Here is a 16660-nt window from a genome sequence, read left to right as displayed (position 1 = left end):
AAAATCAGGGACACGAGCAAACGATTGATTTCTAGTGTCGTTTTTGATTTCGAAGTTCGCTCGGAGCGCGATATCGAAAGCAGGCGAACTTCGAAATCACGACACTAGGTAGATAGACATGGTCTCCAAACGCCTCAGCCGCGAAGCCGGTCATCGCAGGAAATTCCTGACGATCATCGACGATACGCCCGAGTGCGAGCGCGCCGTCGCCTACGCCTCGAAGCGGGCGCAGAGCACCAGCGGCACGCTGGTGCTGCTCTATGTCATAGTACCGGACGATTTCCAGCATTGGCTGGGCGTCGAGAAGATCATGCGGGAGGAGGCGAACGCCACGGCGCGCGCGGCTCTCGATGGCTATGCCAACAAGGTACGCCAGAAGCTCGGCATCGAGCCGGAGATGGTGGTGCGTGAAGGCAAGCCGACGGAAGAGATCCACAAACTGATCGAGGAAGACCAGGACATCGCCATCCTGGTGCTGGCGGCCGGCGCCGGCAAGGAAGGCCCCGGGCCGCTGGTCGGTGCCGTGGCCGGCAAGGGCGCCGCCTTCCCCATTCCGGTCACGGTGGTGCCGCAGAATCTGTCCGACGAGGAGATCGACAGCCTCGCTTGAAGCCCGCCCGGGATTCTGTCCCCCAGCCAGCAAAAACATTCCGCCAGCCAGCCGTTCGGGCGATGCGTTTCGCTTGAATGTCCAGCCGATAAGGCCTATTTAGAACTATTCCAAACTATCTGCCCGTAACGGGCACGGAGACGGCCATGTTCATCCAGACCGAATCGACGCCCAATCCGGCGACGTTGAAATTCCTGCCCGGCAAGGAAGTGCTGATGGAAGGTACCGCCGATTTCCGCGATGCCGACAGTGCGACAACGGCCTCGCCGCTGGCCGGCCGGCTGTTCGAAATCCCCGGTGTCACCGGCGTCTTCTTCGGCTACGATTTCATCACGGTGACCAAGGACGGCCCCGACTGGCAGCACCTGAAGCCGGCGATCCTCGGCGCCATCATGGAGCATTTCATGTCCGGCGCGCCTGTCATGGCGAAAAGCGGCCCGGCCGCAGAGACCAGCCAGACCGGCGAGTTCTACGACAAGGCGGACGAGGAACTCGTCATCACCATCAAGGAACTGCTCGACACCAGGGTGCGCCCGGCGGTGGCCCAGGATGGCGGCGACATCACCTTCCGCGGCTTCGAGAACGGCACGGTGTTCCTGCATATGAAGGGCGCCTGCGCCGGCTGCCCGTCATCGACGGCGACGCTGAAGCACGGCATCCAGAACCTGCTTCGGCATTTCGTGCCGGAAGTGCAGCAGGTCGAACAGGTCGCCTGACCACCCCCGTTGCCAGCACGATTTCGGTCGTAAAAAACAAAAAACCGGGCCGAATTGCCCGGTTTTCTGTTTGGGACGTCCGTTGTTGCCTAGACGGTCCGCGTACGAACTTGCCTTCTCGTTGGCCATGATCCCGCGAGGGATCCTGGTCCTTACATCACGATGACCTTGGCGCCGACCGAGGCGCGGTCATAGAGATCGATGATGTCCTGGTTCATCAGCCTGATGCAGCCGGACGACATCGCCTTGCCGATCGAATTCCATTCCGGGCTGCCGTGCAGGCGGTAGCCCATGTCGCCGCCCTTGTTGAAGAGATACATGGCGCGCGCGCCAAGTGGGTTCTTCAGGCCCGGCTCCATGCCATTGGCGAACTTCGCCAGTTCCGGCTGGCGCCTGATCATTTCGCGGGGCGGCGTCCAGGTCGGCCATTCGCGCTTCAGCGCGATATGGGCGGTGCCGTGCCATTCGAAGCCTTCGCGACCAACGCCGATGCCGTAGCGGATCGCGAGCCCGTCACCCTCGACGAAGTAGAGATACTTGTTCTGCGTATCGACGATGATGGTGCCTGGCTTTTCCTTGGTGTCGTAGTTCACTTCCTGCCGGTGATACTGCCTCGGCACCTTTTCGATCGGGATGCGCGGCAGTTGGTAGCCAGCATCGGTCACTGCGCCGTAGTCGTTGGAGAAGATCTGCCCGCCGATGGTGCTGCAGCCGGCGATGGCCGTGGACAGCGCCAATGCGGCAATTATTGCAAGCGACTTCATGCGCATGAGATGATCCGGTGCCCTGCCCAAATGTCAGCGGCACGAGTTGGCCGCTTTCTTGCGATCATTCATGCTGGCATTTGCTTTGCTTGCCAAGCGCACGATGCCTATATGCTGGGACTTACGTGCTGGTATGCGTATCAGTATGGCATTTCAGCAACAGCCTTCACCGGATTGTGAAGGAAATTCAATGGGCCTGACTCGCAGGCCCGGCAAAATCGAGGACCACGCCATGAATGTCGGCGATGCCGCCCATCGTTCAGGCCTGCCGGCCAAGACCATTCGCTACTATGAGGAGATCGGTCTGATCGCGCCGGCGCGCGCCGCCAACGGCTACCGCGACTATTCCGGTGACGACATCCATCGGCTGACCTTCCTGCGCCGCGCGCGCAACCTCGGTTTTTCGATCGACGATTGCCGCCAGCTGATGGCGCTGTACCAGGATCGCGGCCGCGCCAGCGCCGACGTGCGCGAGATCGCCGCCGCTCATGTCACGGCCATCGAGGAGAAGGTGCGCGAGCTGCAGTCGATGCGCTCGACCCTGCAGAAACTGATCCACGCCTGCCATGGCGACGAGCGGCCGGATTGCCCGATCCTGGATGACATGGCAGGGGCTGCGGCGCCTGGCGACAAGGCCGTCTCAGCGAGACCATAGCAGACCCTAGCAAGGGATTTTGGGCAGACCACCCAGCGAGATGGCTTCCGGTCATGCGCCGCATTGGGCGCCATTGTTCGCCCTCTACCGGCCAAGACGGCGCGCCATTAAGTTAGGCAATGCTTATAGACTCCTCGCCAGAGCGGCGGCATTCTCCTCTCGGGAGGGGGAGTGGACAAGTCTCGCTACGACAATCGTTCCGACCGCTGGCGAAGGCGTGCCAGGGGTCGCCGGCATTGGCGTCCCTCGCGCAACACCATCTGGTGGACATTGATTGCCGCGGCGATCGCCATCCTGGCCAGCCTGATCGCCGTCAAGGCCGGGCCGCCTCTCGTGGGTGCAATATCAAGGGAAATATCAGCTACAATACGGGCGAGCGCATCTATCACGTTCCCGGACAGCAATATTACAACGAGACCCGGATCAGCCTGTGGAAGGGCGAACGCTGGTTCTGTTCGGAACAAGACGCTCGAAAGGCTGGCTGGCGAAAATCAAGATTATGAGAACGTCCGGCCAGGTCCGGCCGAACCAGGGACTTCAGTCTTATTTGCGCGATCGCTAATATACATATAAGTTAATCAGCGCGGGGACAATCACACCCAAAGCCCAAACCCGCAATGGCCGGTGCAGCCCCCTTTAGACCCAAAGCCAAACTGCGCCGGCCATTACGCCAGGCATATTCCTTACGTCAGTCCTTATATGTCGGCTAACTAAAGTAACGGAACGTCCAATGGACATTTGAGGAACTTAAAAGGTCCCCTCAGACCTTTGTACACCGGCACGCAAGACTTTAGTCTTGCCGCCCTCTAGTGAAGAGCGCAAGTTGATCGCCACGACATAGGGCTCCAGAGAGATGAATACCAGACTGCCCCCAGCCGGATATTGCGCGATCACGGAAGGCCCCTAGGGCTGGGGTTCGCCAACCCAATCGGCCGGCAGAGAGCGATTGCGTAATCGACCATTGTTCCACGAGCGATCGTGCCTTGCATGCGCCGCTTGCAACGCACCCCGTAGGAACGACCCGGCACGCTCGCAGTCGGGGGGACATGGGGTCGTGCCGGGTCGTTGCGGGTCAGGCTTTTGGGATCGTCTCCGCACTGCCTAAGCTATACATATATTAGCTTCAGCTCAATTAAGACTGAAGTCCCGCCCACGGACTGCCCAACTCCAGAGAGCAGAACCTGTTCCGCACCTTTTCACGGGATGAATATTTAGGGCCGATACACCCAAAAGAAGTCAGGATCGGTTCTTGAAGGCTTGATTTGAAGGGCATACCGTCAGCCCAATGGGCTTGGTGAGACAATGTTGAACGACGAAAAAGACAAGCAGTTTTGGGCTTTGGACCTGGACGCTCTGCGCAAGGCTTTCGACACGTACGTTCAAGAGCACAAAACCACGGCAGCGGAGTGGGGGGAACACGCCAAGCGGTTCCTCGAAAAACAACGCGTTCGTCAGCGCGAATCGAACTGATTCCCGGCGCAGGAGCCGCACCGGTCCTACAGTGGTAGCCATCTCCCTACGGCTGGGTAGCGCTAGATCGAATTTAACTCGTGCCCTTAGGCACGAAGAAACACGTCCATCTGAATCTGTAGTAGGCCTCGAACTTCGTATGGGGAATGATCGTTCGATAGAACGTCATTAAACGCTCACAGAGATGGTAGCGGTCATCAATGGAAACTTGGGCGCGTTCCCTGGGGATAAACCACTCCGGCTCTTGTGGCTCACTGAGATAGGCAGGGCGGGGCAAGCGGACGTAATAGCCGTCTTTGGTCTCTCTCACAGCGCGAGAGTCTATCGGATGGCAATCTTTGTTGCCGCAGCAATCATAGCGCAGAACCGGGTCTTTTTTGCCGGTATACCAATCGTGGGCATCTGCGTCGCCGGCCAAGAGAAGCCATGCCAGCGCGATCCATCCCCGTGGCTGTTTCATGATACCCCTCGCTTTTGAGGGCCAGCATATATTAGCTAAGCCTAATTGTCAGCGGGGATACGCCGGCCCGTCGAGGACCCGGCCAGGTTTGTCAAATATATAATCGCCATCACAAGGCGGGTTCAAACCGTGAACAAAATCTGGCATGGTGCCTGCCATGCCGATCATTTCCCCCATCGCAATCAACCCCCTCCTCGACGGTCGCCAGTCGGAACGCGCCATGCTGGTGCGGCGCGGCGTGCAGCGGCTGCTCATGGCGATGGGCGCGCATGTGCTGCCTGAACTGTCGCTGGCCACCGGCCGTCGCGCCGACCTCGTGGCGCTGACCCGCCAGGGCGACATCTGGATCATCGAAATCAAATCCTCGATCGAGGATTTCCGGGTCGACCGCAAATGGCCCGACTACCGGCTGCACTCCGACCGCTTCTTCTTCGCCACCCACCCCGGCGTGCCGGCGGAGATCTTTCCGGAGGAGTGCGGCTTCATCCTCTCCGACGGCTATGGCGCCGAAATCCTGCGCGAGGCGCCGGAGCACCGCATGGCGGCGGCAACACGCAAGGCACTGATGCTGCGGATCGCGCGCGCCGGCGCGGCGCGGCTGCTGGCGGCGGAGCTGGCCGGCGTCTCGGTGCCGGCACTCGAGGGGGAGAGCGAGTAGTTCGCGGAACCGCGCCCCTACTCCGTCTCTTCTTCCGCTCCACCCGCGGCCGGCGCCATCAGCAGCACGGCAGCGCCGATGATGGCGGCGATGAAGGAGCCGGCAAGGATGCCGACCTTGACCGCGTCCTGCAGAGCCACATCGCTTGCGAAGGCGAGCAGGCCGATGAACAGGCTCATGGTGAAGCCGATGCCGCAGAGCAGCGAGATGCCGATCATATGCGACCAGCCGGCATGGGCCGGCAGGTCGGCCAGGCCGAGCCTTATGGCAAGTGCCGAGGAGCCGAACACGCCGACCAGCTTGCCGACCACCAGGCCGGCGGCGACGCCCAGCGTCAGCGGCTCTATCAGCGCGCCAAAACTCAGGCCGGCGAGCGAAACGCCGGCATTGGCGAAGCCGAAGATCGGGATGACGAAAAAGGGGACGATTTTGTGCAGGCCGTGCTCGAGCCTGTGCAGCGGCGAATGGTCGAGATCGTGACCGATCCCGGCGGAACGCTCGAGCGGAATGGTCAGCGCGAGCGCAACGCCGGCAAGCGTGGCGTGGACGCCCGATTTCAGCACCAATACCCACAGGATTGCGCCGAGCACGAGATAGGGCACCAGCGTCATCACCCGCATGCGGTTGAGCACGACAAGCACCGCAATGACGGCGAAGGCGGCGCCGAGATAGATGAGCGACAGGCCGCTCGTATAGAAGATGGCGATGATGATGACGGCGCCGAGGTCGTCGATGATGGCGAGCGCGGTCAGGAAGACCTTCAGCGAAGCCGGCACGCGGCTGCCGAGCAGCGACAGCACGCCAAGCGCGAAGGCGATGTCGGTGGCGGTCGGAATCGCCCAGCCGGAGAGTGCCGCCGAATTGTTGCGATTGATGGCGACATAGACCAGCGCCGGAACCACCATGCCGCCGGCCGCCGCGATGCCGGGCAGGACGCGGCGTGGCCAGGTCGACAGCTGGCCGTCCAGCATCTCGCGCTTGATCTCCAGCCCGACGAGCAGGAAGAACACCGCCATCAGCCCGTCATTGACCCAATGCGACACGCTGAGCGGGCCGAGATAGGCATGGAGAACGGAGAAATAGGTTTCGGCAAGCGGTGAGTTGGCGACGATCAAGGCCAGTGCCGCCGCCACCATCAGGATGATGCCGCCGGCCGCCTCGCTGTCGAGGAATTCGCGGAAGACGGAAATCGGCCGCTGCTTCAAATCCTGCATGTCGCCTCCGTTAAACCGCGTCACTTGCGATGATGCTCAAACTCCGGCCTCCGGACAGTATCCGACCGTGCTTGGGCGTCTCAGAGACTGTTTCGAAATTCGCTCTGGCGAGTCATATGGTGGTGGTTTCGAGAACCGGAGCGGAGCGGACGTTCGGGTCCGTGAGCACCGGAAGCGCAGAAAACGCCATCAGATGGCCGCCAGAGTAGAATTTCCAAACAGTCTCATCGCGGGGCGCGCTTGGCCAGTATCCGCTGCAGCGTGCGGCGGTGCATGTTGAGCCGGCGCGCTGTTTCGGAAACGTTGCGCTCGCACATTTCGTAGACGCGCTGGATATGCTCCCAGCGCACGCGGTCGGCCGACATCGGGTTTTCCGGCGGTGCGGCGCGCTCGCCCGAGGTGCGGGTGAGGGCGGCGAAGATGTCGTCGGCGTCGGCAGGCTTCGACAGATAATCGACGGCGCCGAGCTTCACCGCCGTCACCGCGGTGGCGATGTTGCCGTAGCCGGTCAGGATGATGGTGCGGGAATCCTCGCGCTTCTCGCGGATGGCGGCGACGACATCGAGGCCGTTGCCGTCGCCGAGCCGCATGTCGACCACGGCGTAGGCCGGCGGATTGGCGCGGGCCTTGCCCACCGCCTCCTCGACGCTCTCGGCGGTCTCGACCATAAAACCCCTGGTTTCCATGGCGCGGGCGAGACGCGTGAGGAACGGCTTGTCGTCATCGACGATCAGAAGCGAGGTGTCCTCGCCTTCAACCATTGCGCCAATATTTTCATCGCCTGTCATCGTCGTAAGAATTCCTGCTGCCTTAATTTTACGCAGATATAGTTTTGCGCCGCTATTGTCCAATTTACGCAGTGTCAAACATGGTGGCCGGGGCCGTTTCCGGGTTCAGGAAGACCGATCTCGGCCACGAAATCTGCACCACGGCGCCCTCGCCCAGGCCGCTCGAATTGCGGAAATCGAGCGTGGCGCCCGAGCGTTCGAGCAGCGTCTTGGCGATGAACAGGCCGAGTCCCAGGCCTCCGCCGGCCTCGGTGCCTTGACGCGTCGACATATAGGGCTCGCCGATGCGGTCGATGATTTCAGGTGGGAAACCAGGCCCGTCATCGATGATCGAGAAGGTGACGGCCGCCTCGTCCCAGCTCCAGCGCACGGTGACGCTCTTGCGGGCGAAATCGACGGCGTTCTCGACCAGATTGCCGAGGCCGTAGATGACGCCCGGATTGCGCCGCCCGACCGGCTCCGGCCCGCTGCGTTCGCCCGGGCGGAGCTTGATCGAGATGCCGAAGTCGCGATGCGGCGCGGTGACCTCCTCGACCAGCGAGGTCAGCGGCAAGCGGGACAGATGCGCCTCGCCCTCCGACGACAGGCTGGTCAGGCGCTTGAGGATTTCGCGGCAGCGTTCGCTTTGCGAGCGCAGCAGCTTCACGTCCTCCCCATATTTCGGGTCGCTGCCGAGCGCCTTTTCCATCTCCTTGGCGACGAGCGTGATGGTGGCGAGCGGCGTGCCGAGCTCATGCGCGGCGGCCGCCGCCAGGCCGTCGAGCGCCGAAAGGTGCTGTTCGCGCTGCAGCACCAGTTCGGTGGCGGCAAGCGCATTGGCCAAAAGCCGCGCTTCGGCGGCCACCCGGAAGGCATACATGGCGGTGAAGGCGATCGAGGACAGCACCGCCATCCACATGCCGGCGACATAGATGAAAGGCATGGCCAGCGGCGCGCCTTCATACCAGGGCAACGGCAGATGGAAGAACACCAGCAAGGTCGCCGCCAGCATCACCAACCCGCCGAGGATGGCGGTGAGGCGCAGGGGCAGCGACGTCGCCGAAATGACGACAGGCACGGTCATCAGCAGCGAGAACGGATTGGTCAGGCCGCCGGTCATATAGAGCAGGCCGGCAAGCTGCAGGCTATCGAAGATCAGGATGCCGAAGGCGGCGAACGGCGTGAGCCTGTGCGCCGCCGGAAACCTGAAGGCCAGGAACAGGTTCATCCAGGCCGAACAGGCGATCAGCGCAAAACACAGGCTGACCGGGAGCGGAAATTTCAACCCATAGGCGACGACGAGCACCGCAACGCTCTGGCCGACAATGGCCAGCCAGCGCAGCCGGATCAGCGTGTTGAGGCGCAACCGCTGGCTCTGCTGGAAATCGGGCGCGTTCAGGATGTTGATCATGGCCATGGATTACAGCCGCTTGAGGGCAAGCGCTAGGTGCCGCGCGGTTTCGCGCGGGCGGTAGCCGCCGCCAGCAGCGGATTCTCCGGCCAGACATGTTTGGGATAGCGCCCGCGCATGTCGGCGCGCACGTCGGCCCAGGAGCCACGCCAGAAGCCGGGCAGGTCGCGCGTCGTCTGGATTGGCCGGTGCGCCGGCGACAAGAGTTCGAGCGTCAGCGGCACGGTGCCGTTGGCAATCGAGGGGTGGCGGTCCAGGCCGAACAGTTCCTGCACGCGCACCGCAAGCACAGGCCATTCGCCGTCATAGCGGATCGGCACATGGCTGCCGGACGGGGCGTCGAAATGCGTCGGCGCCAGCGCATCGACCTTGCGCTGCAGTTCGTGCGGCACGAGCGAGGCGAGGCCAGCCGAGACGACACCGGGATCGATGGCGGCCAGGGAAGCCGCCCCAGACAGGAAGGGCAGCAGCCAGTCGTCGAGGCGCTCGATCAGCGCTTCGTCCGACATATCGGGCCAGGGGGACCCAAGGCCACGATGCAGCCAGGACAGCCGCTGGCGCAGCGTCTCGGCCTCCTTGCTCCAGCTCAGCAGTGACAGGCCGTGCTCGCGCAACGCATCTGTTATGGCGCGGTCGGCATCGGCGCCTGAAGGAGCCGGCAGCATGCGTTCGGCGAGCGTGATGGCGCCGAGGCGCACCGTCTCACGCACACGCACGGCGCGGCGCTCTCGGTCGAAGCTGGTTTGCCGACGCGTTTCGATCCGGTCGGCCAGCGTGGCGCGGATGTCGTCCTCGCTTATTGCCGCAGCGGCCGCGATGCGGGCGTTCTGCGCCTTGCCCTGCAGGTCGGCGACGACCAGAAACGGCTCGCCCGCCAGCGGGTCGGCGGCATCGAGCATGGCGCCAGAGCCATTGGCCAACACGAAACGGCCGCGCTCGCCGCGCGCCTTGGCGACGCGGTCCGGCCAGGCGTTGATGAGAAGAGAACCGGCCGGTGCTGCTTCACTGTCTTTCGCCGCGCCCACCTGCCTGGCCAGCCTCTCCGCGAGTTGCCGCGCGGCGGTGGCGCGGGGCGATCTTTCCCCCCGAAAGCGCATCAGCCGCCGCTCCAGATCGGCGCCGTCGCCACCAAGGCCGCGTTCGGTGAGCAGCACCGCCAGCATGGCCGCCTCGCCCGCATGGCCGCTTCGCGCAGCCTCGGCAACCATATGTGCAAGCCGCACCGGCAGAGCGAGCTTGCGCATCGAAGCGCCCGCTTCCGTCAGGCGCCCCGCCTCGTCGATGGCATGGAGCGCGCGCAGCAGCACCCTTGCCTCGTTGAGCGCCGGCGCCGGCGGCGGATCGAGGAAAGCGAGGCCGGTCGGATCGGCCACACCGAAGGCGGCACAGTCGAGCAGCAGGCCTGAAAGGTCCGCTTCGAGGATTTCGGGCGGCGTGAAGGCGGGCAGTGCCGCCGTCTGTTCGGCGCGCCATAGCCGGATGGCGACGCCGGCTTGCGTGCGCCCGGCGCGGCCGGCGCGCTGGTCGGCGGATGCCTTGCTGACGCGCACCGTCTCCAGCCGCGTCAGGCCGCTTGCCGGCTCATAGCGCGGCAGCCGCGACAGGCCGGAATCGATGACGACGCGCACGCCATCGATGGTGATGGAGGTCTCGGCAATCGACGTCGCCAGCACCACCTTGCGGCGGCCCGCCGGCGCCGGCTTGATCGCGGCGTCCTGCGCCTTGCCGTCGAGCTGGCCATAGAGCGGCACGATGTCGGTGTCGGCGCCGACCTTGCCGGCCAGCCGTTCGGCGGTGCGCTCGATCTCGCGCTGGCCGGGCAGGAAGGCAAGCACGCTGCCGCTCTCATCGGCAAGGGCGGCGCGGATCGCCTTGGCCATCGCATCCTCGATCGGGACGCCGGCCGGCCGTTCGTCGTAACTTATGTCGACGGGGAAGGCGCGGCCTTCGCTTTCGATCACTGGCGCGCCCGACAGGAGCTTTGCCACGCGCGCGCCATCCAGTGTCGCCGACATCACCAGCAGCCTGAGATCCGGCCGCAACGCACCTTGCACGTCGAGCGCCAGCGCGAGGCCAAAATCGCCGTCGAGCGAACGCTCGTGGAATTCGTCGAAGATCACCGCCGAGACGCCGGGCAGTTCGGGATCGTCGAGGATCATGCGCGCCAGCACGCCCTCGGTGACGACCAGTATCCTGGTCCTGGCCGAGGTGCGGTTTTCCATGCGCATGGCATAGCCGACGGTCGCGCCCGGCTCCTCGTCAAGCAATTGCGCCATGCGGCGCGCGGCGGCGCGGGCGGCGAGCCGGCGCGGTTCGAGCAGGATGATCTTGCCTGTGCCCATCCACGGCGCATCGAGCAGCGCCAGCGGCACCAGCGTCGTCTTGCCGGCGCCGGGCGGCGCCACCAGCACGGCGCTGTTGCCGGCACCGAGCGCTTCGCTGAGCGCCGGGAGCACGGCGGATACCGGAAGCTCCGGCAGGGATCTTGTCGTCATCGCGTCCGCATATCAGCGGTCACGGTCACCGTGCAACCGGGGCGCCGGCTCAAAGCCGGGTGCGCGCAAACGGGTTCCAGCGCACGGTGCCGAGCCGCACCTCCTCGCGCACCATGGTCAGCAGGCCGGAGCCGCCGACGATCGCGAGGCCGACCAGCGTCAGCCAGTCCGGGTATTCCTGGAAGAACAGCGCGCCAAGGATCACCGCCCAGACGATCTGCGAATAATGCGTCGGCGCGATCCGGTTGGCGGGGGCGTATTTGGCGGCGAGCAGCTGCATGAATTGCCCGCCCGCGGTGAAGGCGCCGGCCATCGCCAGCCAGACGAGTTGTACGGCATTCGGCAAGGCAAATGAGGTGGCGGCGGCGCCGGCCCCGTTGAACAGCAGGCCGTAGCCGACAAGTACACCGAGCATCGAGGTGCGCTTTTCCTGCTGCGCGAGCGAGCGCAGCAGGATGACGCTGGTCGCGGCGAGGAAGGCGTTCACGAAAGCGGCAAGGTGGCCGAGGTTCAATTCACGAAAACCCGGCCGCACCACCAGCATCACCCCGGCAAAGCCGGCGACCACGGCCAGCCATCGCCAGGGGCCGACCTTTTCCTTCAGGATGACGGTGGACAGGATGGTGACCAGCAAAGGCGCCAGGAAGATCAGCGCGTAGACTTCGGCAAGCGGAATGTGCGTGAAGGCATAGACGCTGAGCACGCCCGACGCGATGCCGGCCCAGGCGCGCGCCTGCACCGCCCATGGCCGCTTCATGCGCCAGAAATCGAGCCAGCGCTCGCCCGCCGGGCGGGTGAAGAACAGGAAAAAGCCGGCAAACAAAGTGACGAAGAAGCCGATCTCGAAGACGGTAAACTGTCCTCCCAGGCTCTTGATAACGGCATCGCTGCCCGAATAGCTTGCATAGGCGATCAGGGCGAGCAGGATTCCGTTCGGCACGTTTTTTCATTTCCGGGAGAGAGTAGCTTGAAAATATTGGCGCTCGGTGCGCATCCGGACGACATCGAGATCTTCATGTTCGGTACGCTGGCCGCCTATGCGGCGCAAGGCGCAGAATTGACTTTTGCCGTGGCCACGGATGGGGCCAAGGGCGGCAAGAGTGATCCCGCCGTTCTCGCCCGCGTCCGTCGCGAGGAAGCCACGGCGGCGGCAGCGCTGCTTGGTGCTGCGCCACGCTTTCTCGACTTTCCCGACGGCGAGCTGGTGGCCGATGCCGCGCTGATCGGCGTGCTGAAAACGCTGATCCGCGAGACCGGGCCGGAGCTGGTGATCACGCATGCGCCCAACGACTATCACGCCGACCACCGCGCGCTGTCGGACGGCGTGCGCATAGCGGCTTCCTTCGCGGTTCCTGTGCTGCATGCCGACACGATGGGCGGTACCGGATTTGCGCCGACGCACTATGTCGATATATCGGCCTACCGGGATATCAAGTCACATGGGATCCGCATGCACCGGTCACAGCGGCCGGAGCAATATGTCGAGAGGGCGCGCATCCAGAATGAATTTCGCGCCGGCCAATGCAACGCTGTCCCCGGTTCCCTGGCCGAGGCTTTTCGCTTCGAGCCTACATTTCCCTTCGCCGACATACGCGCCTTACTGCCGCCCGCGCCGCCGGTTCGGCCGGTGACGCCACAGACGAACCTCATCGGCGAGGCCGGCTGAGCGGCTGCCGGAGAAACATCCGGCGATCATTTCCTAACGATTTCAATCATCCGTTTCGTCATGTTGCGACGCAGCAACGAATTCGCTTGCGTTGTTTAGTAAAAATTGCATCACTAAACAAATTACTAAACATCTGCCGCGCTCCGGCGCCGCCATGTTTAGGCCTCTGAGGAGAGAGGTTGAGGGCTCTTGAAACCGTCATCCGGGCGCGTTTCGTAAATGGGAGGAAGGCATGAAATCGAGCTTGAAACTGGCGTTGGGACTGGCCTCGGCGATTGCAACGTCGACATCCGTCTCGAATGCCGCACACGCTGAAGACCTGACGCTCTGCTGGGCCGCCTGGGACCCGGCCAACGCACTTGTCGAATTGTCCAAGGACTTTACCAAGGAAACCGGCATCGGCATGAAATTCGAGTTCGTGCCGTGGACCAACTATGCCGACCGTTTCCTCAACGAACTGAACTCGCACGGCAAACTGTGCGACCTGATCATCGGCGACAGCCAGTGGATCGGCGGCGCGGCCGAGAACGGCCATTACGTCAAGCTGAACGACTTCTTCGACAAGGAGAAGATCAGCATGGACGATTTCGTGCCGGCGACCGTCGTCGGTTACTCCGAATGGCCGAAGAACACGCCGAACTACTGGGCGCTGCCGGCCATGGGCGACGTCGTCGGCTGGACCTATCGCAAGGACTGGTTCTCCAAGCCGGAGCTGCAGAAGGAATTCAAGGAAAAGTATGGCTGGGATCTCGGCCCGCCGGCGACCTTCGACCAGTTGAAGCAGATCGCCGAATTCTTCCAGAAGCGGCAGATCGACGGCAAGACCGTCTATGGCGCCTCGATCTACACCGAGCGTGGCTCGGAAGGCATCACCATGGGCGCCATGGACGTGCTCTACAGCTACGGCTTCCAGTATGAGAACCCGAAGAAGCCCTACGAGATGGAAGGCTTCGTCAATTCAGCCGACTCGGTCAAGGGACTGGAATTCTACAAGGCTCTCTATGATTGCTGCACCCCTCCGGGCGCATCGAACAGCTACATGGGCGAAGGCGTCGATGCCTTCAAATCCGGTCAGGTGGCGATGCACATGAACTTCGCCTTCACCTGGCCCGGCCTGCAGAAGGACGAGAATGTCGGTGGCGACAAGATCGGCTACTTCGTCAATCCCAAGGGTCCTGGCGGCGCCCAGTTCGCGCAGCTCGGCGGCCAGGGCATTTCGGTGGTTTCCTACTCCGACAAGCAGGAATCGGCGCTGAAATACATCAAGTGGTTCGCCAACAAGGACGTGCAGGCCAAGTGGTGGTCGCTCGGCGGCTATTCCTGCCTGAACTCCGTGGTCAAGGACCCGAAGTTCCCGTCCAGCCAGCCCTACGCCCAGGCCTTCCTCGACTCGATGGCGATCGTGAAGGACTTCTGGGCCGAGCCGAGCTACGCACCGCTGTTGCAGGCCTCGCAGAAGCGCTTCCATGACTATGTCGTGGCCGGCCAGGGCTCAGCCAAGGACGCGCTCGACGGCCTGGTCAAGGACTGGACCCAGGTGTTCCAGGACGATGGCAAGATGTAACCGGCTCCTCCCGAGCTAGGCCCAGGCGTCCCGTGCCACCCTTGGCACGGGACGCAGTTCAGATAAATTCCATCACAGAGACGACCCAAGTGACCGAAGCAGGACTGACCATGCTCAATCGGACCGTGGAGAACGTTGCCCGGGCGACCCCGGAACCGTTGGCCCGCAAGGTCCGGGGCATCAGCGACAAGGGCCTCGCCTGGCTGTTCATCTCGCCGACGATCCTGTTGCTGCTCGCCATCAACATCTTCCCGCTGTTCTGGGCGATCTATCTGTCCTTCACCAACTACCGGGCCAACCGGCCGAACGAAGTGGTGAAGAATCTCGGCTTTGCCAACTACCAGCGCATCCTCGGCGACCAGGACATCTGGATCGCCATGCAGACGACGGCGCATTTCGTGTTCTGGACCATCCTGTTGCAAACGCTGATCGGCTTCACGCTGGCCTGGCTGATCGACCGGAAATTCCGCGGCCATGCCTTCTGGACGACGCTGATCCTGGTGCCGATGATGCTGTCGCCGGCGGTTGTCGGCAATTTCTGGCGCTTCCTCTACGAGCCGCAGATCGGCCTGTTCTCCTATGTGATCTCGTTCGTCAGCGGCATTCCGCCGACAAGCATCCAGATGCTCTCCAACGTGTCGCTGGCGCCATGGTCGATCATCATCGTCGATACCTGGATGTGGACGCCCTACGTCATGCTGATCTGCCTCGCCGGACTGCGCTCCATCCCGGAATACATCTATGAGGCGGCCGAGGTCGACCGCGCCTCCAACTGGCGGCAATTCTGGTCGATCACGCTGCCGATGGCGCTGCCCTTCATCATGCTGGCGGTGCTGTTTCGCGGCATCGAGAACTTCAAGATGTTCGACATGGTCAATTTGCTGACTGGCGGCGGGCCGGGCTCGACCACCGAGGTGGCCTCGATCACGCTGAAGCGGCAGGCTTTCGAGAGCTGGCGCACCGGCTATTCCTCGGCCTTCGCCATCATCCTGTTCGTGGCGGTGTTCGGGCTGGCCAACATCTACGTCAAGGCGCTCAACAAGGTGAAGCAGAGATGAGCCTGACCACTGCCCATTCGGTCGTCGCACCGTCAGCGAATTCGAAGCGCGTCGCCGGCGCGATCATCATCGCCTACGCGCTGATCTCGATCGTGCCGCTCCTGTGGATCTTCGCCACCAGCTTCAAGACGCCGCCGGATTCGATCGCATATCCGCCGAAAATCGTGTTCCAGCCGAGCATCGAGGGCTATTGCAACCTGTTCACGACGCGGACGCGGCAGACGCCGGAATACATCAACTCGCTGGGTCCGGCGACCGGCTTCTGCGACGAGACCGTGCGCAAGCGCAACATGGTGATCGCCGGCCCGTCCAACTTCCTGCCGCGTTTCCTCAACTCGCTGATTATCGCCTTCGGTTCGACCTTCTGCGCGGTCTTCCTCGGCACGCTGTCGGCCTACGGTTTCTCGCGCTTCAAGGTGCCACTCGCCGACGACCTCCTGTTCTTCATCCTGTCGACGCGCTTCATGCCGCCGATCGCGGTCGCCATTCCGATCTACCTGATGTACCGCGAGCTTGGCCTGTCGGACACCGCGCTCGGCATGATCCTGCTCTACACGGCGGTCAACGTGTCGCTGGCGGTGTGGCTCTTGAAAGGCTTCATTGACGAGATCCCGCGCGAATATGAAGAAGCGGCGATGATCGACGGCTATACGCGGCTGCAGGCATTCTGGCGCACCGTGCTGCCGCAAGCGACCACCGGCATCGCCGCGACCGCGATCTTCTGCCTGATCTTCGCCTGGAACGAATATGCCTTCGCGGCCCTTTTGACCTCGGGCACGGCGCAGACCGCGCCACCCTTCATCCCGACCATCATCGGCGAAGGCGGCCAGGACTGGCCGGCGGTCGCGGCCGGCACGACGATCTTCCTGGTGCCAATCCTGGTTTTCACCATCCTGCTTCGCAAGCAATTGCTGCGCGGCATCACCTTCGGCGCGGTGCGCAAATGAGCATGATCAAATCAGTCAAAAGCAAATCGCGCTGGCCGGCCTGGGCCAGGCGCGGCCTGATGGAAAATATCGCAACGGCGCTGATCGCCATCGGCTTCCTGATGCTGTTCCAGCCTTTCGCGCTGTCGCTCTACACCTATTCCTTCATCACCATGCTTGCCGGCACCGTGATGTTCATCATCGTCTCGAAGTTCCCGGAATAATC

General features: G+C 63.1%; 18 protein-coding genes. 11 read left to right on the top strand and 7 right to left on the bottom strand.

Features of this window, described 5'->3' with window-relative positions; all coding sequences use genetic code 11:
- The first annotated feature begins 118 nt into the window (after window positions 1-118).
- Both ACLGL5_RS09600 and ACLGL5_RS09595 read left to right on the top strand, forming a co-directional pair.
- Window positions 119-610, top strand: a complete 492-nt coding sequence (locus tag ACLGL5_RS09600; RefSeq protein WP_010913128.1) for a universal stress protein — start codon at window positions 119-121, stop codon at window positions 608-610.
- A gap of 146 nt (window positions 611-756) precedes the next feature.
- Window positions 757-1326: a NifU family protein gene (locus ACLGL5_RS09595; RefSeq protein ID WP_069090870.1), complete on the top strand. Its 570-nt coding sequence runs from the start codon at window positions 757-759 to the stop codon at window positions 1324-1326.
- 152 nt (window positions 1327-1478) lie between these two features.
- Here the strand turns inward: ACLGL5_RS09595 and ACLGL5_RS09590 are convergent, their stop codons facing one another.
- A complete protein-coding gene (locus ACLGL5_RS09590) occupies window positions 1479-2096 on the bottom strand; it encodes a L,D-transpeptidase (protein WP_019862886.1) in 618 nt (205 codons plus the stop codon).
- Window positions 2097-2322: 226 nt separating this feature from the next.
- Here ACLGL5_RS09590 and cueR point away from each other — a divergent pair, with 226 nt between their 5' ends.
- The 3 genes from cueR (at window position 2323) to ACLGL5_RS09575 (ending at window position 4215) form a co-directional block, all read left to right on the top strand.
- Complete coding sequence (gene cueR, locus ACLGL5_RS09585) at window positions 2323-2745, top strand: Cu(I)-responsive transcriptional regulator (protein ID WP_027047690.1); 423 nt, start codon at window positions 2323-2325, stop codon at window positions 2743-2745.
- A gap of 119 nt (window positions 2746-2864) precedes the next feature.
- Window positions 2865-3248, top strand: a complete 384-nt coding sequence (locus ACLGL5_RS09580) for a sunset domain-containing protein (RefSeq protein ID WP_494372896.1) — start codon at window positions 2865-2867, stop codon at window positions 3246-3248.
- Between the two features lie 799 nt (window positions 3249-4047).
- Window positions 4048-4215, top strand: a complete 168-nt coding sequence (locus ACLGL5_RS09575) for a hypothetical protein (protein ID WP_019862884.1) — start codon at window positions 4048-4050, stop codon at window positions 4213-4215.
- Between the two features lie 73 nt (window positions 4216-4288).
- On the opposite strand, the gene ACLGL5_RS09570 is transcribed toward ACLGL5_RS09575, so the two are convergent.
- Window positions 4289-4675 carry a hypothetical protein gene (locus ACLGL5_RS09570; protein WP_069090869.1) on the bottom strand — a complete coding sequence of 129 codons (387 nt, stop codon included), beginning with the start codon at window positions 4673-4675 and terminating at the stop codon, window positions 4289-4291.
- Between the two features lie 157 nt (window positions 4676-4832).
- Between ACLGL5_RS09570 and ACLGL5_RS09565 the strand changes: the two genes are divergently transcribed.
- Window positions 4833-5333 (top strand): MmcB family DNA repair protein, encoded by a 501-nt coding sequence (locus tag ACLGL5_RS09565; protein WP_171903238.1) that lies wholly within the window; start codon window positions 4833-4835, stop codon window positions 5331-5333.
- A gap of 17 nt (window positions 5334-5350) precedes the next feature.
- Here the strand turns inward: ACLGL5_RS09565 and nhaA are convergent, their stop codons facing one another.
- The 5 genes from nhaA to ACLGL5_RS09540 all read right to left on the bottom strand — a co-directional run bounded on the left by nhaA (window position 5351) and on the right by ACLGL5_RS09540 (window position 12160).
- A complete protein-coding gene (nhaA, locus tag ACLGL5_RS09560) occupies window positions 5351-6547 on the bottom strand; it encodes a Na+/H+ antiporter NhaA (RefSeq protein WP_069090867.1) in 1197 nt (398 codons plus the stop codon).
- Between the two features lie 224 nt (window positions 6548-6771).
- The gene (locus ACLGL5_RS09555) at window positions 6772-7335 is read right to left on the bottom strand and encodes an ActR/PrrA/RegA family redox response regulator transcription factor (RefSeq protein ID WP_019862880.1); all 564 of its coding nucleotides are present in this window, start codon (window positions 7333-7335) and stop codon (window positions 6772-6774) included.
- 64 nt (window positions 7336-7399) lie between these two features.
- The gene (locus ACLGL5_RS09550; protein WP_038651796.1) at window positions 7400-8731 is read right to left on the bottom strand and encodes an ActS/PrrB/RegB family redox-sensitive histidine kinase; all 1332 of its coding nucleotides are present in this window, start codon (window positions 8729-8731) and stop codon (window positions 7400-7402) included.
- 26 nt (window positions 8732-8757) lie between these two features.
- Window positions 8758-11220 (bottom strand): ATP-dependent helicase HrpB, encoded by a 2463-nt coding sequence (gene hrpB, locus ACLGL5_RS09545; protein ID WP_069090866.1) that lies wholly within the window; start codon window positions 11218-11220, stop codon window positions 8758-8760.
- Window positions 11221-11269: 49 nt separating this feature from the next.
- A complete protein-coding gene (locus tag ACLGL5_RS09540) occupies window positions 11270-12160 on the bottom strand; it encodes a DMT family transporter (RefSeq protein ID WP_027047686.1) in 891 nt (296 codons plus the stop codon).
- Between the two features lie 27 nt (window positions 12161-12187).
- On the opposite strand from ACLGL5_RS09540, the gene ACLGL5_RS09535 reads away from it, so the two are divergent.
- The 5 genes from ACLGL5_RS09535 to ACLGL5_RS09515 all read left to right on the top strand — a co-directional run bounded on the left by ACLGL5_RS09535 (window position 12188) and on the right by ACLGL5_RS09515 (window position 16658).
- Entirely contained in the window at window positions 12188-12886 is a 699-nt protein-coding gene (locus ACLGL5_RS09535) for a PIG-L deacetylase family protein (protein WP_069090865.1), read from the top strand.
- A gap of 232 nt (window positions 12887-13118) precedes the next feature.
- Window positions 13119-14450, top strand: coding sequence for an ABC transporter substrate-binding protein (locus ACLGL5_RS09530; protein ID WP_069090864.1), 1332 nt, complete (start codon window positions 13119-13121; stop codon window positions 14448-14450).
- Between the two features lie 110 nt (window positions 14451-14560).
- The gene (locus tag ACLGL5_RS09525; RefSeq protein WP_064984712.1) at window positions 14561-15508 is read left to right on the top strand and encodes a carbohydrate ABC transporter permease; all 948 of its coding nucleotides are present in this window, start codon (window positions 14561-14563) and stop codon (window positions 15506-15508) included.
- On the top strand, window positions 15505-16455 hold the full coding sequence (locus ACLGL5_RS09520; RefSeq protein ID WP_019862873.1) for a carbohydrate ABC transporter permease: 951 nt from the start codon (window positions 15505-15507) through the stop codon (window positions 16453-16455). The genes ACLGL5_RS09525 and ACLGL5_RS09520 overlap by 4 nt, the downstream gene beginning before the upstream one ends.
- On the top strand, window positions 16452-16658 hold the full coding sequence (locus ACLGL5_RS09515) for a hypothetical protein (protein ID WP_083246524.1): 207 nt from the start codon (window positions 16452-16454) through the stop codon (window positions 16656-16658). The genes ACLGL5_RS09520 and ACLGL5_RS09515 overlap by 4 nt, the downstream gene beginning before the upstream one ends.
- Window positions 16659-16660: the final 2 nt, after the last annotated feature.

Source organism: Mesorhizobium sp. U510 (assembly GCF_059180695.1).
The sequence above is the reverse complement of the archived record's forward strand: the minus strand, read 5'-3'. Positions and strand labels throughout refer to the sequence as shown.